Annotated in this window: 13 protein-coding genes and 3 tRNA genes; 12 read left to right on the top strand and 4 right to left on the bottom strand. The window is 57.4% G+C overall.

Going from position 1 to position 16,059, the window contains the following annotated elements:
• Nucleotides 1-78: 78 nt before the first annotated feature.
• Nucleotides 79-2,646 carry a DNA mismatch repair protein MutS gene (gene mutS / locus ACIGG6_RS10435; RefSeq protein WP_399844360.1) on the bottom strand — a complete coding sequence of 856 codons (2,568 nt, stop codon included), beginning with the start codon at nucleotides 2,644-2,646 and terminating at the stop codon, nucleotides 79-81.
• A gap of 121 nt (nucleotides 2,647-2,767) precedes the next feature.
• On the opposite strand from mutS, the gene ACIGG6_RS10430 reads away from it, so the two are divergent.
• The 9 genes from ACIGG6_RS10430 (at nucleotide 2,768) to ACIGG6_RS10390 (ending at nucleotide 9,983) form a co-directional block, all read left to right on the top strand.
• Entirely contained in the window at nucleotides 2,768-3,292 is a 525-nt protein-coding gene (locus ACIGG6_RS10430) for a CinA family protein (RefSeq protein WP_044628864.1), read from the top strand.
• Nucleotides 3,293-3,381: 89 nt separating this feature from the next.
• Nucleotides 3,382-4,443, top strand: coding sequence for a recombinase RecA (recA, locus tag ACIGG6_RS10425; RefSeq protein WP_253503660.1), 1,062 nt, complete (start codon nucleotides 3,382-3,384; stop codon nucleotides 4,441-4,443).
• Between the two features lie 38 nt (nucleotides 4,444-4,481).
• Nucleotides 4,482-4,943 carry a regulatory protein RecX gene (locus tag ACIGG6_RS10420; protein ID WP_399844358.1) on the top strand — a complete coding sequence of 154 codons (462 nt, stop codon included), beginning with the start codon at nucleotides 4,482-4,484 and terminating at the stop codon, nucleotides 4,941-4,943.
• Nucleotides 4,944-5,167: 224 nt separating this feature from the next.
• Complete coding sequence (gene alaS, locus ACIGG6_RS10415; RefSeq protein WP_399844356.1) at nucleotides 5,168-7,777, top strand: alanine--tRNA ligase; 2,610 nt, start codon at nucleotides 5,168-5,170, stop codon at nucleotides 7,775-7,777.
• A gap of 105 nt (nucleotides 7,778-7,882) precedes the next feature.
• Entirely contained in the window at nucleotides 7,883-9,133 is a 1,251-nt protein-coding gene (locus tag ACIGG6_RS10410; RefSeq protein ID WP_044630003.1) for an aspartate kinase, read from the top strand.
• Nucleotides 9,134-9,325: 192 nt separating this feature from the next.
• The gene (gene csrA, locus ACIGG6_RS10405) at nucleotides 9,326-9,514 is read left to right on the top strand and encodes a carbon storage regulator CsrA (RefSeq protein ID WP_039180068.1); all 189 of its coding nucleotides are present in this window, start codon (nucleotides 9,326-9,328) and stop codon (nucleotides 9,512-9,514) included.
• Between the two features lie 124 nt (nucleotides 9,515-9,638).
• Nucleotides 9,639-9,731: transfer RNA gene (locus tag ACIGG6_RS10400), tRNA-Ser, on the top strand.
• A 30-nt stretch (nucleotides 9,732-9,761) separates the two neighbouring features.
• Nucleotides 9,762-9,838 (top strand) — tRNA-Arg (locus tag ACIGG6_RS10395).
• A gap of 68 nt (nucleotides 9,839-9,906) precedes the next feature.
• Nucleotides 9,907-9,983, top strand: a tRNA-Arg gene (locus ACIGG6_RS10390).
• Between the two features lie 239 nt (nucleotides 9,984-10,222).
• Here the strand turns inward: ACIGG6_RS10390 and ACIGG6_RS10385 are convergent.
• A complete protein-coding gene (locus ACIGG6_RS10385; RefSeq protein WP_399844354.1) occupies nucleotides 10,223-11,227 on the bottom strand; it encodes a tRNA dihydrouridine synthase in 1,005 nt (334 codons plus the stop codon).
• A gap of 127 nt (nucleotides 11,228-11,354) precedes the next feature.
• On the opposite strand from ACIGG6_RS10385, the gene ACIGG6_RS10380 reads away from it, so the two are divergent.
• The 3 genes from ACIGG6_RS10380 to ACIGG6_RS10370 all read left to right on the top strand — a co-directional run bounded on the left by ACIGG6_RS10380 (nucleotide 11,355) and on the right by ACIGG6_RS10370 (nucleotide 14,846).
• Nucleotides 11,355-11,612: an OadG family protein gene (locus ACIGG6_RS10380; RefSeq protein ID WP_399844352.1), complete on the top strand. Its 258-nt coding sequence runs from the start codon at nucleotides 11,355-11,357 to the stop codon at nucleotides 11,610-11,612.
• Nucleotides 11,613-11,704: 92 nt separating this feature from the next.
• Complete coding sequence (oadA, locus tag ACIGG6_RS10375; RefSeq protein ID WP_399844350.1) at nucleotides 11,705-13,510, top strand: sodium-extruding oxaloacetate decarboxylase subunit alpha; 1,806 nt, start codon at nucleotides 11,705-11,707, stop codon at nucleotides 13,508-13,510.
• A gap of 13 nt (nucleotides 13,511-13,523) precedes the next feature.
• Complete coding sequence (locus ACIGG6_RS10370; RefSeq protein ID WP_253503644.1) at nucleotides 13,524-14,846, top strand: sodium ion-translocating decarboxylase subunit beta; 1,323 nt, start codon at nucleotides 13,524-13,526, stop codon at nucleotides 14,844-14,846.
• A 75-nt stretch (nucleotides 14,847-14,921) separates the two neighbouring features.
• Here the strand turns inward: ACIGG6_RS10370 and ACIGG6_RS10365 are convergent, their stop codons facing one another.
• A complete protein-coding gene (locus ACIGG6_RS10365) occupies nucleotides 14,922-15,539 on the bottom strand; it encodes an IMPACT family protein (RefSeq protein ID WP_399844348.1) in 618 nt (205 codons plus the stop codon).
• A gap of 27 nt (nucleotides 15,540-15,566) precedes the next feature.
• Complete coding sequence (locus ACIGG6_RS10360; protein WP_253503638.1) at nucleotides 15,567-15,881, bottom strand: LexA family protein; 315 nt, start codon at nucleotides 15,879-15,881, stop codon at nucleotides 15,567-15,569.
• Nucleotides 15,882-16,059: the final 178 nt, after the last annotated feature.

The following is a 16,059-nucleotide window of genomic DNA, read 5'->3' as shown; positions in this document are numbered from 1 at the left end:
TAACCCGGCGGCAAGCGCTCGCCGTTATCCGTTGATGCGATTACGGCCGCTTTTTATACCCTTTCTCTATAGTTCCCTTCATAGCAGCTCGCGCCACTGATACAGCAACGCCAGCGCTTCACGGGGCGATAAATCGTCGATATCTGCCTTACTAAGCGCCTCTACTACCGGGTGGGGCGCACTGGCGAAGAGATCGTTCTGCTGCGGTGCACTCATGTTAGGCGTTGGGTGCTGCTGCTCGTCCACATCCCGCTGCTCTAACATCATCAGCTTTTCACGGGCGCGGAGGATCACGTGGCTAGGTACCCCCGCCAGCTGTGCCACCTGCAAACCGTAGCTTTGGCTTGCCGGACCTGCTTCGATCCGATGCATAAACACAATGCCGTCGCCGTGTTCGGTGGCGGTCAGGTGAATATTGGCAACCCCCTCTGTTTGCTCAGGCAGCGCGGTCATTTCAAAGTAATGAGTAGCAAAGAGCGTTAGCGCTTGGGATTTAGCTAAGTGCTCAGCGCTTGCCCAGGCCAAGGAAAGCCCATCGAAGGTGCTAGTGCCACGGCCAATCTCATCCATTAACACCAGGCTGTGTTCGGTGGCATTGTGCAAAATATTGGCGGTTTCGGTCATTTCTACCATGAAGGTAGAGCGCCCGCCCGCTAGATCATCTGACGATCCGATCCGGGTAAAGATACGGTCAACCGGGCCGATCTCGGCGGCATCGGCGGGTACGAAGCTGCCGCTATGGGCCAGCAGGGCGATCAGGGCGGTTTGGCGCATGTAGGTCGATTTACCGCCCATGTTGGGGCCGGTGATAATCAGCATGTGCTGCTTGGGCGTTAGCATAACATCGTTGGGCACGAACGGCGTGTCGCTCACCTGTTCGACCACCGGGTGCCGTCCGGCGGTAATGGTAATGCCGGTCGCGTCCACTAGCTGCGGGCGTACCCAGTTAAGCGCGTCGGCACGCTCGGCAAAAGCACACAGTACATCCAGCTCAGCCAGCGCGCGTGAGGTGTTTTGTAGCTCGTGCAGCTGGGCGTTGAGCTCGGCTAGCAACTGATCATAGAGCCACTTTTCCCGCGTCAGCGCCCGCGACTTGGCGGAGAGCGCTTTATCCTCGAACTCCTTCAACTCAGGAATAATAAAGCGCTCGGCGTTTTTCAGCGTTTGACGGCGGATATAGTCGGCTGGAGCGTGCTGCGCCTGGGCGCGGGGTAGCTCGATAAAATAGCCGTGTACACGGTTATAGCCGACTTTTAGGTTGGCAAGCCCCGTGCGTTCGCGCTCTCTCAGTTCTAACTGAACGAGATAGTCGCCTGCGTTTTCGGCCATGCCGCGATGCTCATCTAGCTCGGCATCGAAGCCGTCGGCAATCACGCCGCCATCCCGAATCACTACGGGCGGGTTGTCGACCAGCGCTCGCGCTAGCGTATCGGCCAGCTCGGGGTAGGGGCGAATGTGCGGCTTGAGGCTATCCAGGGCGCTGCCGCTGTCGATATCGGTCAGCAGCGCTTCCAGCGTGGGCAGCGTGGCGAGCGCATCTCTCAGTCGTGCGAGATCGCGTGGGCGTGCGCTGTAAAGAGCGACGCGGGCGAGTATGCGTTCCACGTCCCCCACGTCGCTCAGCGTATCCCGCAGGCTCATATAGTTGGCATCAATAGAGAGTAGGGCCACGCCGGCTTGGCGGCCTTCGACGATCTCCCGCTGGCGCAGTGGGCGGTTCAGCCAGCGCTTTAAAAGTCGCGAACCCATGGCCGTGGTGCAGGTATCAAGCACGCTGGCCAGGGTGTTATCGCCGGTGCCGCCCAGGTTGATGTCGATCTCCAGGTTACGGCGGCTGGCGGCGTCGATCACCACGGCATCGTCGCGGTTCTCTACGCTGATGGCGGTCACGTGGGGCAGGCGCGAGCGCTGGGTATCGCGGGCGTAGTCGATCAAGACACCGGCCGCGATCAGTGCCGTGGAGAGGTGCGCGCAGCCAAAGCCACGCAGGTCGCTGACTTCAAGTTGGTCGCACAGGCTGCGGGTGGCGCTCTCCAGATCGAATAGCCACTCCCCCTGGCGGCGTAGACTGCGCTTTTGCGACCACGCATCGGGCAGGGTCAGGCTCTCGGGCACCAGCAGCTCGGCAGGGGAGAGGCGGGTGAGTTCCGCCAGCATTTCCGCCTCACTCTCCACTTCCAGTACGTTAAAACGTCCGCTAGAGAGCTCTAACCAAGCAAGCCCCCAGCCCGCTTTATCGGGGGCAACGGCCACCAAGACGTTGTCTCGGCGGGCATCCAGTAGCGCCTCATCGTGCAGCGTGCCTGGCGTGACGATGCGCACCACCTGACGCTCCACCGGGCCTTTGCTAGTGGCTGGGTCGCCGATTTGCTCGCAAATCGCCACCGACTCACCGCCTGCTACTAAGCGGGCTAAATAACCTTCCGCGCTATGGTAGGGCACCCCGGCCATGGGGATGGGTTTACCCCCCGACTGGCCGCGCTGGGTCAGGGTGATATCCAGCAGCGCAGCGGCGCGTTTGGCGTCGTCGAAAAACAGCTCGTAAAAATCCCCCATTCGGTAAAACAGCAGTACCTCGGGGTGCTCGCGCTTGATGTTAAGGTATTGCGCCATCATTGGCGTATGGGCGGGGCTGGCCTGTGACATGGGCGTCCTGATTGAGCGTGGCGCAAGCGGTTGGCCTGCGGCATGTTCGTTGAGCAATTTCGTTGAGAAAGCTAAACGCAGTATTCTACGCTACCCTAAGGTCTTACATGAAGGAGTCACCATGCCCCCCAGCGTTTCCAGCCTCAAGAACCTCGATTTATCGCTGCTTGCCCAGCGGCTGGGGCGGCTTTGCCTTCAGCTTGGCGTTGAAGTGACCGCCGCAGAGTCTTGCACCGGAGGAGGCATTGCCAGTGCGATTACCTCGGCGGCAGGCAGTTCGGCGTACTTTACGGCGGGCTATGTGACCTACTCAAACGCCGCGAAAACCCGCCTGCTTGGTGTAGAGCCTGCCACGCTTGAAGCCCATGGAGCCGTTAGCGAGGCCGTGGTGAAGGCGATGGTGGCGGGAGCCTGCCGTGAAAGCGGGGCTGATTTAGCTGTTGCGGTGAGCGGTGTGGCCGGCCCGGAGGGCGGTAGCGACGAAAAACCGGTAGGTACCGTATGGATTGCCTGGGGCAGTGCTGGACAGCAGCAGGCAGAGTGCTTCCACTTCCCCGGCGACCGCCAAGCGGTGCGGGAGCAGGCGGTGCGCGAAGCGCTGGCGGGTTTAGTGTCGAGGCTGAGCGCTCAGGCACAGAAGAAATAATCGTTAAAGTTGCCGCTGAGGATTTGTTTAGCCGCTAATCTTTGGCATACTACTGGCTAATTATACAGCTTGTTATGAGGAATTTCCGCATGGCTCAGGAAGACAACCGCACAAAAGCGCTTAATGCTGCACTCAGCCAGATTGATCGCCAGTTTGGTAAAGGGACCGTTATGCGCCTTGGCGATGCGCCACGCGTCGTGATGCCGTCTGTCTCCACCGGTTCGCTGGGGCTGGATATTGCACTCGGCATTGGTGGTTTACCGTTTGGTCGTGTCGTCGAAATCTTTGGCCCAGAGTCATCGGGTAAAACCACCCTGACGCTTTCGGTCATTGCTCAAGCGCAAAAGCAGGGCAAAGTGTGTGCCTTCGTCGATGCCGAGCACGCGCTCGACCCCAGCTACGCTGAGAAGCTGGGCGTCAACCTGGACGACCTGCTGGTTTCCCAGCCGGACACCGGTGAACAGGCGCTGGAAATCACCGATATGCTGGTCCGCTCCGGCGGTGTGGATGTGATTATCATCGACTCCGTGGCTGCACTGACTCCGCGTGCGGAAATCGAAGGCGAAATGGGCGACTCCCACGTGGGCCTGCAGGCGCGCTTGATGTCCCAGGCGCTGCGTAAAATCACCGGTAACATCAAAAACGCCAACTGCTTGGTGGTCTTCATCAACCAGATTCGTATGAAGATTGGCGTGATGTTCGGCAGCCCCGAAACCACCACTGGCGGTAACGCGCTGAAGTTTTATGCCAGTGTGCGTTTGGATATTCGCCGCACCGGCTCCGTGAAGTCGGGCGATGAGGTCACCGGTAACGAAACTCGCGTGAAAGTCGTCAAAAACAAGGTGGCACCGCCGTTCCGTCAGGCTGAGTTTCAAATCCTGTATGGCAAAGGTATCTACCACGCGGGTGAGGTTATCGATCTTGGCGTGCAGTGCAGCCTAGTGGACAAAGCAGGCGCTTGGTACAGCTATAAAGGCAACAAGATCGGCCAGGGTAAAGCCAATGCGGCGCAGTACCTGGAAGAGCATCCTGAAATCATGAACGAGATCGAAACCCAGATTCGTGATCAGCTACTGGCCAAGGCGGAGCCGAAGAAGGAAGAAGCGCCTGCCGCTGATGTGGCTACAGATAGCGATGATGATCTGCTTTAAGCCGCTACCTCCATTGCATGTGCTAAGAGGGAAACTCAATGTTTTCCTCTAATGTGGATGCTTCTGCACGTGAAGTGGCGATTCAACTACTGGCTCGGCGCGAGTATTCTCGCGCCGAGCTGGCGCGTAAGTTACAGCAAAAAACTTTTGATGCCGACGAAATCTCTGCTTGCCTAGATGCCCTGGCCGAGCAGTCGCTGCAGTCCGATGCACGCTTTGCCGAGAGCTTTATACGCTCGCGTATTTCCAGAGGGCAGGGCGTAATTCGCATTAAAGGCGAGCTTCGCCAACGCGGGGTTGAACAGGAAACTCAGGCCGCCGCGCTGGCAGCAGTAGAAGAGCGTGAAGCGGTAGACTGGTTTGAGCTTGCTCGAGAAACGCTGGTAAGGCGTTTTTCCACGCCGGGTGATTCCCCCAAAGAGCGTGCCAAGCGCGAGCGTTTTTTAGCAGCGCGTGGGTTTGATTTTGAGCAAATTCGCTATGCGCTTTCCTGTTTGTAGCCCCGCTCTGGTCTGTCTATAGCCCCGCTCAGGGCTGTTACTGCCCTAGCTTACAGCGGCTTTCTTCCTGTTTATTTCTTCTCTGTTTGGGCCGTCTGTTTTGGTTTTGCCACTAACTGCGGCTTTAGTCGTTTGACAACTGCGTTATAATGGTCCCTTTGCGACCCCAGCGGGTGGCGGCGACAGCGCCCTGGGGCATCACGCTTTCTTGTTACGGATACCCTATGAAAAGCGCAGAGATCAGACAGGCCTTTTTAACGTTTTTTGAAGAGCATGGGCACACGGTGGTGCCGTCTAGCTCGCTGGTGCCGGGTAACGACCCGACGCTGCTGTTTACCAATGCGGGCATGGTGCCCTTTAAAGATGTGTTCCTTGGCCGCGACCCGCGCCCCTACGTTCGCGCTACCTCTGCTCAGCGCTGCGTACGTGCAGGCGGTAAGCATAACGACTTAGATAATGTTGGCTACACCGCTCGCCACCACACCTTCTTCGAAATGCTGGGCAACTTCAGCTTTGGCGACTATTTCAAGCGTGATGCCATCCGCTTCGCCTGGACCTTCCTGACTGAAACGCTGGGCCTGCCTAAAGAGAAACTGTGGATCACGGTGCATATCAGCGACGATGAAGCCGAACGCATCTGGAAAGATGAGATCGGTATTGACCCGGAGCGCTTCTCCAAGCTGGATGAAGATAACTTCTGGCAAATGGGCGACACCGGCCCCTGTGGTCCCAGCTCTGAGATCTTCTTTGATCATGGCCCTGAGGTATGGGGTGGCCCGCCCGGAAGCCCGGAAGAGGATGGCGACCGCTACATCGAGATCTGGAACCTTGTATTTATGCAGTTTGAGCGCGATGCCCAAGGCACGCTCAACCCGCTACCCAAGCCCTCTATCGACACCGGTATGGGCTTAGAGCGCGTTGCGGCGGTAATGCAGGGTGTGCACTCTAACTACGAAATCGATCTGTTCCAGAACCTGCTGCAAGCCGCTGCCGACGCTACTGGTCACGGCGACACCACCACGCCGTCGCTGCGCGTCATCGCCGACCATATTCGCTCCTGCGCTTTCTTGATTGCTGATGGTGTACTGCCCTCCAATGAAGGCCGGGGCTACGTGCTGCGTCGGATTATTCGTCGCGCTATTCGCCACGGCCACAAGCTGGGCGCATCCGAGCCGTTCTTCCACAAACTGGTCTCCGCGCTCGACGCTGAGATGGGCGATGCCTACCCTGATCTGCGCGATGCCAGCGAGCAGATCGCCCGCGTGCTGTTGAAAGAGGAGGAGCAGTTCGCGCGCACGCTAGATCACGGTATGGGCCTGCTCAACGCCGCTCTGGAAGAGCTTCAGGGCGACGTGCTGCCCGGTGAAACCGTGTTCAAGCTGTACGATACCTACGGTTTTCCGTTTGATTTAACCGCCGATGTTTGTCGCGAGCGTGAAGTGCGCTTGGACGAGGAAGGTTTCCAGCGTGAATTGGAAGCCCAGCGCGAGCGTGCACGAGCGGCCAGCCAGTTTGGTGCTGATTACACCGCATCGATTGAGCTGGATGGCGAAACCCAGTTTACCGGCTATGAGTTGCTGGAAGACCAAGCCACCGTCACTGCGATTGTGGATAGCGAGGGCAACGCGCTGGCGGCGCTGGAAGCTGGCCAGAAGGGCACAGTAGTGCTGGACCGTACGCCGTTCTACGGAGAGTCCGGTGGCCAGGTCGGTGATACCGGTTACCTGCACGTTGATGGCGGCCGCTTCCAGGTCTCCGATACTCAGAAGCAGAGCGGCCACCACCTTCACCAAGGCGTGATGGTTGAGGGCGCGTTGAACGTAGGTGCCAGCGTGCGCGGCGAAGTCGATGCCAGCCTACGCGGCGCGACCATTCGTAATCACTCAGCGACCCACCTGCTGCATAAAGCGCTGCGTATGGTGCTGGGTGACCACGTGCAGCAGAAAGGCTCGCTGGTTAACGCTGAGCGTCTGCGCTTTGACTTCAGCCACTTTGAACCCATGACCGCTGAGCAGCTTGCTGAAGTAGAGCGCATCGTCAATGAGCAGATTTTGGCCAACGCACCGACCAAAATCGAGCAAATGAGCCTAGCGGACGCTAAGGCCAAAGGCGCGGCAGCGCTGTTTGAAGCGAAATACGCGGATAACGTGCGTGTGCTGACCATTGGTGCCGATGACTTCTCGATCGAGCTGTGTGGCGGTACGCATGTTAGCCGCAGTGGCGACATTGGCTGCTGTCACGTGGTGAGCGAAGTAGGTATTGCCTCGGGTGTGCGTCGTATTGAAGCTATCACCGGCGAAAACGCACTTGCTTACTTCCGTGAGCAAGAAGCCCGCGTTCAGCGGATTGGCGAACGCTTAAAAACCAAGCCAGAGCAGGTGGAAGCGCGTGTCGAATCGCTTGTGGAGCGCAACCGCAGCCTGGAGAAAGAGTTAGAGCAGCTCAAAGCGAAACTCGCCAGTGCAGCGGGTAGCGATATGCTCAGCCAAGTGCAGGAAGTGGGCGGCGTGAAGCTGCTGGTAACTGAGTTGGAAGGCGTGTCTGGCAAAGATCTGCGCGGCGTATTGGATCAGCTGAAAAACAAGCTAGGCTCTGGCGTGATTATGCTAGCCACTGCCGACAAGGCCGCTGGTAAAGTCAGCCTGATTGCTGGGGTCACTTCTGATTTAACTGGCCGTGTTAAAGCGGGCGAGCTGGTTAATCATGTGGCCTCCCAAGTGGGTGGCAAAGGGGGGGGGCGCCCTGATATGGCTCAAGCAGGCGGTAGTCAGCCCGATGCGCTGCCGGATGCGTTGAACAGTGTCCCGGCTTGGTTGGAAAACACACTTCGCTAAATAGAGAGGCCGGTGGCATTATTTGCTACCGGCCTTTTTGCTAGTTAGGAAATTAGCAATAACAATATTCACCTTCCATTCCCGAACGTAAAGGAAAAACGGCATATGGCACTATACGTACAGAAGTTCGGCGGCACTTCGGTGGGCTCTGTCGACCGTATCAAGGCCGTGGCGGAAAAAGTTAAAGGCTTTCGCGACCAGGGCCATCAGGTAGTGGTTGTTGTCTCCGCGATGAGCGGCGAGACCAACCGCCTGACCGAAATGGCCCATGCTCTGAACGAGGACCCCGCCCCGCGTGAAATGGATATGCTGCTCTCGACAGGGGAGCAGGTGACCATTTCCCTACTGGCCATGGCGCTACAGCAAATTGGCGTGTCGGCGACCTCGCACACGGGTGCCCAGGTAGGGATTCATACCGACAGCGCCTACACCAAAGCGCGTATTCAGCGTATTGAAACTGACGATCTCAAATCTGACCTGGATGCAGGGAAGGTCGTGGTGGTCGCTGGTTTCCAAGGCGTAGACGAAGACGGCAATATCACCACGCTGGGGCGTGGCGGCTCTGATACCACCGGCGTGGCGCTTGCTGCCGCCTTGGGTGCTGATGAGTGCCAAATCTATACCGACGTAGACGGTGTTTACACCACGGACCCCCGTGTATGTTCCAAAGCGCAGCGCCTTGAAAGCATCACCGTAGAAGAAATGCTCGAACTCGCTAGTTTGGGCTCCAAAGTGCTGCAAATTCGCGCTGTTGAATTCGCCGGTAAATACAACGTGCCGCTGCGGGTACTGTCTAGCTTTGAAGACGGCCCTGGCACCCTGATTGTTGCAGATTCAGACCAAGACGAGGATTCTATGGAAGAACCGCTAATCTCCGGTATCGCGTTTACCAAAAACGAAGCCAAACTCACCCTGCTGAACACGCCGGATGTACCTGGTGTGGCTTCACGTATTTTGGGGCCGATTGCCGACGCGAATATTGAAGTGGATATGATCGTCCAGAACGTTGCACCAGCTGGCGATTACACCGACTTCACCTTCACCGTGGCAAAGGGTGACTACAAAGCCACCAAAAAGCTGCTAGAAGAGACCGTTATTCCTGACCTGGGCGGCGGTGAGCTGCGCGGCGATGACAACATTGCCAAAGTGTCGCTGGTCGGCGTTGGCATGCGCTCTCATGCGGGTGTTGCCTCTAAAATGTTCCGCGTATTGGCCGATGAAAACGTTAATATCCGTATGGTCTCTACTTCAGAAATTAAAATTTCTGTCGTAATTGACGAAAAACATATGGAACTTGCAGTTAACGCCTTACACAAAGCGTTTGGTCTCGATAAGTCCGATATCGAATCTGAATAACAATTGTGGCCTAAACCTTCTACGCTGAAGTTACTCGCTGCCGTGTGGTGGTGAGCTTTCTTTCAACGGGAGGGTAAGGTGTCATAGGGGCCAAAGCCTTTGGTGGCAGGGGTCACCATGCCGCATAATGGCATGGTGACGCCGCTGGCGGACACATCCCGTTGTATAAAACGTCTGAGAAGGAGATCAGCCATGCTCATCCTAACCCGCCGCGTTGGCGAAACGCTGATGATCGGTGATGAAATCACCGTCACAGTATTAGGTGTGAAAGGTAATCAAGTGCGCATTGGTGTGAACGCACCAAAAGATGTCGCGGTTCACCGTGAAGAGATCTATCAGCGCATTCAGCGTGAACGTAATAGTGAAAGCGAAGCAGAATAAATGGCCGCCCGTGTTACGCTCATTAAAGGGCGTTTAAGCGGTGATTTTAGGCCGGCGCGAAAAAAATCGGAATAAGACTGGACACCAGTCATCAAAATCGGTAATATTCGCGCCGTGCCGTTGAGGAGAGGTGGCCGAGTGGCTGAAGGCGCTCCCCTGCTAAGGGAGTATAGGGTTTATAGCCCTATCGAGGGTTCGAATCCCTCTCTCTCCGCCAACTGCATGATGTAACATCATAATTTGATACGCGCCCGTAGCTCAGCTGGATAGAGTACCTGACTACGAATCAGGTGGTCGGAGGTTCGAATCCTCCCGGGCGCGCCAAGTTGCAAAGCTAAGTGCTTGATGTTACACTGATCTCATTGCTTGACGAATTAGGCAATGACTGAAAAGCGCCCGTAGCTCAGCTGGATAGAGTACCTGACTACGAATCAGGTGGTCGGAGGTTCGAATCCTCCCGGGCGCGCCAGATTTCAAAACCCGCTCTCATTAAAGAGCGGGTTTTCTGTTTTCTAGCCTGACTAACGTGGCTCGCGCGTTAGTCTTGCGATCGTGTAAAGCGCCCCCGCAACTTTGTGGAAGGGCGCTTTTTTTTGGCTCGTAGGAAATGAGGCGGGTCGAACCCGCGTATGGGTCGAAAAAAAGCGCCTCGATAGGCGCTTTGACTCAGTAGGTTCAACGGCGGCTGGTTCAGGCACTTCGCCCGGCTTAGGCGGGTTCGCAGGCGGCGAGGGCGCTTGCGCTAGGGGTAAGGCTGCCGAGAAGTGCGTCCAAGTCGGTCAGGCGCTTCAGACGCTGAAAATGCTGGTCGGCTTCAGCGTTGCCTTGGCGCATCTGGGCAAGCCACTGCTTCACCAGCGACACGACCACGCGGTCAGGAAGGTGTTGACGCTGGAGCGCGGCGTACTCTTGCAGTACGCTGGCGCGCATTTCCCAAGTGGTTTCCGCCAAACGTTCGCCGGTTTGTTGCCAGTGGCGAATCCGAGGTGCCAGCCAGGGGTCAGCCAGCGCGCTGCGCCCGAGCATCACATCGCAGCAGCCGGAGAGCGTGCGTGCCTTCCAGTAATCCTCAAGCGTCCAGATATCGCCATTGGCCACCACGGGGATCGAGACGTGGTGGCGCACTTTGCCAATCCACTCCCAGTGAGCGGGTGGGCGATACCCCTCGTCCCGTGTCCGGCCATGTACGACCAAGCGCGCTGCGCCGCCTGCTTCCGTCGCCTGCGCACAGGTCACCGCCAAGCGGCGATTGGCAAATCCCAGGCGAATCTTCGCGGTCACCGGAATTTCGCCGTCTAGCGCCTCTGCGACCGCTTTGACGGCCTGGTAGACGCGGTCAGGCTGGCGCAGTAGCGATGCGCCGCCGTCGTGGCGGTTCACCAGCTTGGCTGGGCAGCCAAAGTTGAGATCCACGCTAATGGCCCCAAGGGCTAGCGCCTGGCGGGCATTTTCGGCTAGTGCCCTAGGGTCGGAGCCGAGTAGCTGCAGATGGACGGGTACGCCGCTAGGCGTCGCTACCGGGCGCTCGGTGAGTTCGGGGCAGTGTTTGTAAAACACCCGTGGGGGAAGGCGGGTATCCACTACCCTGACAAACTCCGTCACCGTCCAGTCGAAACCGGCCTGACGAGTCAGTAGATCGCGGGTGAGCGCATCGATAACGCCTTCCATCGGTGCAAGACCGATCTTGCCTTTATGTAGTAAATTAACAACCATGACTTCCACTATGGCGCGATTGCATTCTATCCTGAATGTGGCAGGTTAGTGTATTACCCTTATTGCGCCAAGCGCCGTTAGAGGCGTTTGGCGTGCCAATAACCCTATAAAACAAGGAGAGCACGCTATGCAGGGGTCGGAGTTACTCCAAGAGGGGCTCGCTCTAATGGGCCTTGGTATGGGCTTTGTTTTTGTTTTTCTTACTATTTTGGTCATTAGCGTTACGCTGATGTCGAAGTTGATTGACCGCTTTCAGCCTGCTCCAGTGGCAGCGTCAGCGGGTCGAAATAGTGCAAAAACACCCGCCAGTAACGGCCAAAATGACGAAGTTGCCGCGGTGATCAGTGCTGCAGTGCATCGTTACCGCTCGTCCCGCCGTCCGTAAGACGCACGCTTTTGTGTGCCTATTTCGCCCTAATGGCTATTTTTTTGTTAAATTTACTACAAATCCATAACGCTAAACTGTGAGCCACGACCATGAATGAAACAAAACGTCCTCTGGGAATCACTGATGTTGTCCTGCGCGATGCGCACCAATCGCTGTTTGCTACGCGCCTGCGCTTGGATGACATGCTGCCCATCGCCGAAAAGCTGGATAAAGTCGGCTACTGGTCTCTGGAAACCTGGGGCGGTGCCACTTTCGATGCGTGTATCCGTTATTTAGGGGAGGACCCGTGGGAGCGTATTCGTGCCCTTAAAGAGGCGATGCCGAACACACCTCAGGCAATGCTGCTGCGCGGCCAAAACCTGCTGGGTTACCGCCACTACGCCGATGACGTAGTTGATAAATTCGTCGAGCGCGCTAAAACCAACGGCGTTGACGTGTTCCGCGTGTTTGATGCCATGAACGACCCGCGCAATCTGGAACGCGCCATCAAAGCGGTTCGCCAAGTCGGCGGCCATGCACAGGGCACCATTTCCTACACGGTGAGCCCGGTACATACCCTGGATAGCTGGGTAGATCTTGCCAAAACCATTGCTGCAATGGGCGCAGATTCTCTGGCTATCAAGGATATGGCGGGGCTACTCACGCCGTATACCGCTTACGATTTGGTCTCACGGCTGAAAAAAGAGCTCTCCATTCCAGTGCATTTGCACTGCCATGCGACGACCGGCTTATCCACGTCGACCATCCTGAAAGCGGTCGAAGCGGGGATTGATAACGTCGATACGGCGATCTCCTCCATGTCGATGACCTATGGCCACAGCCCGACTGAATCCGTGGTTGCCATGCTCAAAGATACTGACCGCGACACTGGGCTAGATCTGGAGTTGCTGGAAGATATCGCGGGCTACTTCCGTGAAGTGCGCAAAAAGTACGCTTCTTTTGAAGGTTCGCTGCGGGGCATTGATTCGCGCATTCTGGTGGCTCAGGTGCCAGGCGGTATGCTCACCAATATGGAGAGCCAGCTAAAAGAGCAGGGCGCCGGCGATAAGCTGGATGACGTGCTGAGCGAAATCCCCCGCGTGCGGGAAGACCTCGGCTTTATTCCGCTGGTAACGCCCACCTCACAGATTGTGGGCACTCAGGCGGTCATGAACGTCATGATGGGCGAGCGCTACAAATCGATCTCTAAAGAAGTGCAAGCGCTGCTGAAAGGCGAATACGGCTCTGCCCCTGCCCCCTTCAATGCCGAATTGCAAAAGCGTGTACTGGAAGGCGGCGAGCCGATTACTTGCCGCCCGGCAGATAACCTCTCTCCAGAAATGGACAAGCTCGCGGCCGAGCTGAAAGAGAAAGCCAGCGCCGATAGCATTCGCCTTGCCGAGGGCGAGCGGGAAGTGGATGACGTGCTGACCTATGCGCTGTTCCCGCAGATTGGCCTGAAATTCCTCAAAAACCGCGACAATAAAGACGCCTTTGAGCCTGCGCCCGAAGCGCCTCAAGCGGCTGCGCCTGCCAAAACAGAAACAGCACCCGCTGTCGCGCCTACCGCCAGCGGTGGTCCGGAAACCTACACCGTGAAGCTCAACGGTAAGGCTTACGTGGTCGAGGTGTCGGAAGGTGGCGAGATTGGCGATATTCAGGAGCAGCCCGCCGCACAGCCTGAGGCCGCCGCCCCAGCGCCCAGCGGTGAAAGCATCGATGCGCCGCTGGCCGGTAACATCTTCAAGGTGAATGTACGCCCAGGCGACCAAGTGGCCGAAGGCGATGTCGTCATCATTCTGGAAGCCATGAAGATGGAAACCGAAGTGCGTGCCAGCAGTGCCGGTACGGTATCGAAAGTCAATGTCAGCGAAGGCGATAGCGTCGCCGTTGGCGATGCACTGATTGAGCTTTAAGGGCAACTCGGGAATGGATAAATTAATCACCTTATGGGAAGGCTCCGGGCTCTATAACCTGGAGCTGGGCCAAGCGGTTATGATCCTGGTAGGGCTTGGGCTGCTCTACCTGGCGATCTATAAGAAGTTCGAACCCCTGCTGCTGGTGCCAATCGGCTTTGGCGGTATTCTTGCCAATATTCCTGAGGCAGGTCTGGCGATTTCAGCGCTGGATCAAGCGATTGAAGTCGCCAAGCCCGCCGTGCTGCAGCAAATGGCTGCAGCGTTGGGCGCGACGCTAGATCCGCTGACTGGGGTAGAGGGTTGGCGCGAGACGCTGAAAGCGATTGCCCATGATTCGGCTGCACCGGACCAACTGCGTGCCGCGAAAGATATCGCGGTGAGTGTCGGCTACAGCGATGGCATGCTCTATAACTTCTATAAAGTCGCCATTGGCTCAGGCATTGCACCGTTGCTGATCTTTATGGGCGTTGGGGCAATGACCGATTTCGGCCCGCTGCTGGCCAACCCGCGCACGCTGTTCCTGGGCGCGGCGGCACAGTTCGGCATTTTCGCTACGCTGTTCGGCGCCGTGCTGCTCACGTCCATGGGCATTATGGACTTCTCGCTCAACCAGTCCGCGGCGATTGGTATTATCGGCGGGGCGGATGGCCCGACCTCTATCTATGTGTCCAGCGTACTCGCGCCGGAGCTGCTGGGGGCGATTGCCGTGGCCGCCTATGCCTATATGGCGCTGGTGCCGCTGATCCAGCCGCCAATTATGCGTCTGCTGACCACCGAAAAAGAGCGTAAGATCACCATGACGCAGCTGCGTCCGGTCTCCAAGCTCGAAAAAGTGGTCTTCCCGCTGATGCTATTGATCGCCGTGGCGCTGTTTCTGCCGGACGCGGCACCGCTGCTAGGCATGTTCTGCTTTGGTAACCTGATGCGCGAGTGCGGTGTGGTCGAGCGCCTTTCCGATACCGCGCAAAACGCGCTGATCAATATCGTGACGATCATCCTCGGGCTCTCTGTGGGCTCGAAACTGATGGCCGATAGCTTCCTGGCGTTTGAAACCCTGGGTATTCTGGGACTGGGGATCGTAGCCTTCGGCATCGGCACCGCCGCTGGCGTATTGATGGCCAAGCTGATGAACCTAGTCAGCAAAATGCCCATCAACCCGCTGATTGGCGCGGCGGGTGTGTCTGCCGTGCCGATGGCGGCGCGTGTGGCGAATAAGGTAGGTCTGGAAGCGAACCCGCATAACTTCCTGCTGATGCACGCCATGGGGCCGAACGTTGCTGGGGTCATTGGTTCGGCGGTGGCTGCCGGGGTAATGATCAAGTACCTGGGCTAAGCGGCTAGTTAGACAGCACGTCTGCCGCTATAGAACGCGGCTTACCGAGCAAGCGCTCGTGTAAGCCGCGTTTTTTTATGTTCGCTGTAGCTCAATGGCTGTTTTAAGGCGGTTTTCCAGACCGCGGATATCCAGCTCGACATCGCGTGGCCAGCCAATGGTTAAGCTCACGCCGTTGCCATCGTACTCCGCCTGTTGCACGGGCAGTGCCTGCTCGTCGCACCAAGCGCGGGCTTGCGCTTCGTGGGCGAAGCTGACCTTTAATAAATAGCTATCCCGCTCGACGACTTCCTGGGTGGGCAGCGTTTCCAGCCCGGCATTGACCGCCTGCGCATAAGCGCGTGCCAAACCTCCGGTACCTAACTTGGTGCCGCCAAAGTAGCGAATCACCACGCAACCAATTTCGCCAATCTGGCTGCCCTGCAACGCCTGGAACATCGGACGGCCTGCGGTTCCGCCGGGCTCGCCGTCGTCGGAAAAGCCAATATGCGTTTGCTCTCCAGGAGGTCCGGCGATAAACGCAGTGCAGTGATGGCTGGCATTCGGGTGAGCAGCTTTGGCCGCTTGAAGCAGCGCGTCGAAGGCGTCGGTGGTAGGAGCGTGGCACATCCAGGCCAAGAACTGACTCTTTTCAACGTCAATCTCGGCGGTGTGCCATGTCTCAGGGGCTAAATCAGGGACTCGATAGCGCAAATAGTACTCCCGGCAGGGTAGATAGCGTTAATGGTGCCGGGTTTCCGTTGCGTGGTGGGCCACACCCATCACCATGCCCAGCACCTGGATATCACAATTATGCAGGAAGACTTCGGGCATCGCTGCATCTTCGGGCCATAAATGAATGCCTAAACGGCTGATAGAGAGCTGCTTCAGCGCCACTTCCCGCTGGTTAATCGTTGCTACGGCGGTTTCTTGATGAGCGTCGTGCTGGTGGCGATGAATGATAATAACGTCACCATCGAAAAGATTGCAGTCACGCATGCGGTCGCCGCGTATGCGCAGTGCATAGGTGTTGCGTCGGGTAATAGTGTGAGACATGCATGCCTGGCGGGTATGCTGGGAAGCTGAGCGTTGCCGTGATGGAGGTTGCGTTATCGGTTGAGACAGCGTCTGAGAGGGTACGTAAGAAGGTACGTGAGACGTTACCTGAGGGGATAGGCAAATCGTCATAGTGTGTTCTCCCATGCAGCGCCCGTTGCCAAGGCGTTTGATTGAG

This window comes from Vreelandella lionensis, assembly GCF_044543515.1.
GTDB lineage: Bacteria > Pseudomonadota > Gammaproteobacteria > Pseudomonadales > Halomonadaceae > Vreelandella > Vreelandella lionensis.
Note: the sequence above shows the minus strand (reverse complement) of the source record. Positions and strands in the feature narration are given on the sequence as shown.

Bases quoted from the DNA above. Each gene is read 5' to 3' on its own strand.
- csrA (WP_039180068.1), top strand. From the start codon at position 9,326: ATGCTCATCCTAACCCGCCGCGTTGGCGAAACGCTGATGATCGGTGAT.
- ACIGG6_RS10420 (WP_399844358.1), top strand. From the start codon at position 4,482: ATGTTTTCCTCTAATGTGGATGCTTCTGCACGTGAAGTGGCGATTCAA.
- ACIGG6_RS10370 (WP_253503644.1), top strand. From the start codon at position 13,524: ATGGATAAATTAATCACCTTATGGGAAGGCTCCGGGCTCTATAACCTG.
- alaS (WP_399844356.1), top strand. From the start codon at position 5,168: ATGAAAAGCGCAGAGATCAGACAGGCCTTTTTAACGTTTTTTGAAGAG.
- ACIGG6_RS10430 (WP_044628864.1), top strand. From the start codon at position 2,768: ATGCCCCCCAGCGTTTCCAGCCTCAAGAACCTCGATTTATCGCTGCTT.
- ACIGG6_RS10410 (WP_044630003.1), top strand. From the start codon at position 7,883: ATGGCACTATACGTACAGAAGTTCGGCGGCACTTCGGTGGGCTCTGTC.
- recA (WP_253503660.1), top strand. From the start codon at position 3,382: ATGGCTCAGGAAGACAACCGCACAAAAGCGCTTAATGCTGCACTCAGC.
- ACIGG6_RS10380 (WP_399844352.1), top strand. From the start codon at position 11,355: ATGCAGGGGTCGGAGTTACTCCAAGAGGGGCTCGCTCTAATGGGCCTT.
- mutS (WP_399844360.1), bottom strand. From the start codon at position 2,646: ATGTCACAGGCCAGCCCCGCCCATACGCCAATGATGGCGCAATACCTT.
- ACIGG6_RS10385 (WP_399844354.1), bottom strand. From the start codon at position 11,227: ATGGTTGTTAATTTACTACATAAAGGCAAGATCGGTCTTGCACCGATG.
- ACIGG6_RS10360 (WP_253503638.1), bottom strand. From the start codon at position 15,881: ATGTCTCACACTATTACCCGACGCAACACCTATGCACTGCGCATACGC.
- oadA (WP_399844350.1), top strand. From the start codon at position 11,705: ATGAATGAAACAAAACGTCCTCTGGGAATCACTGATGTTGTCCTGCGC.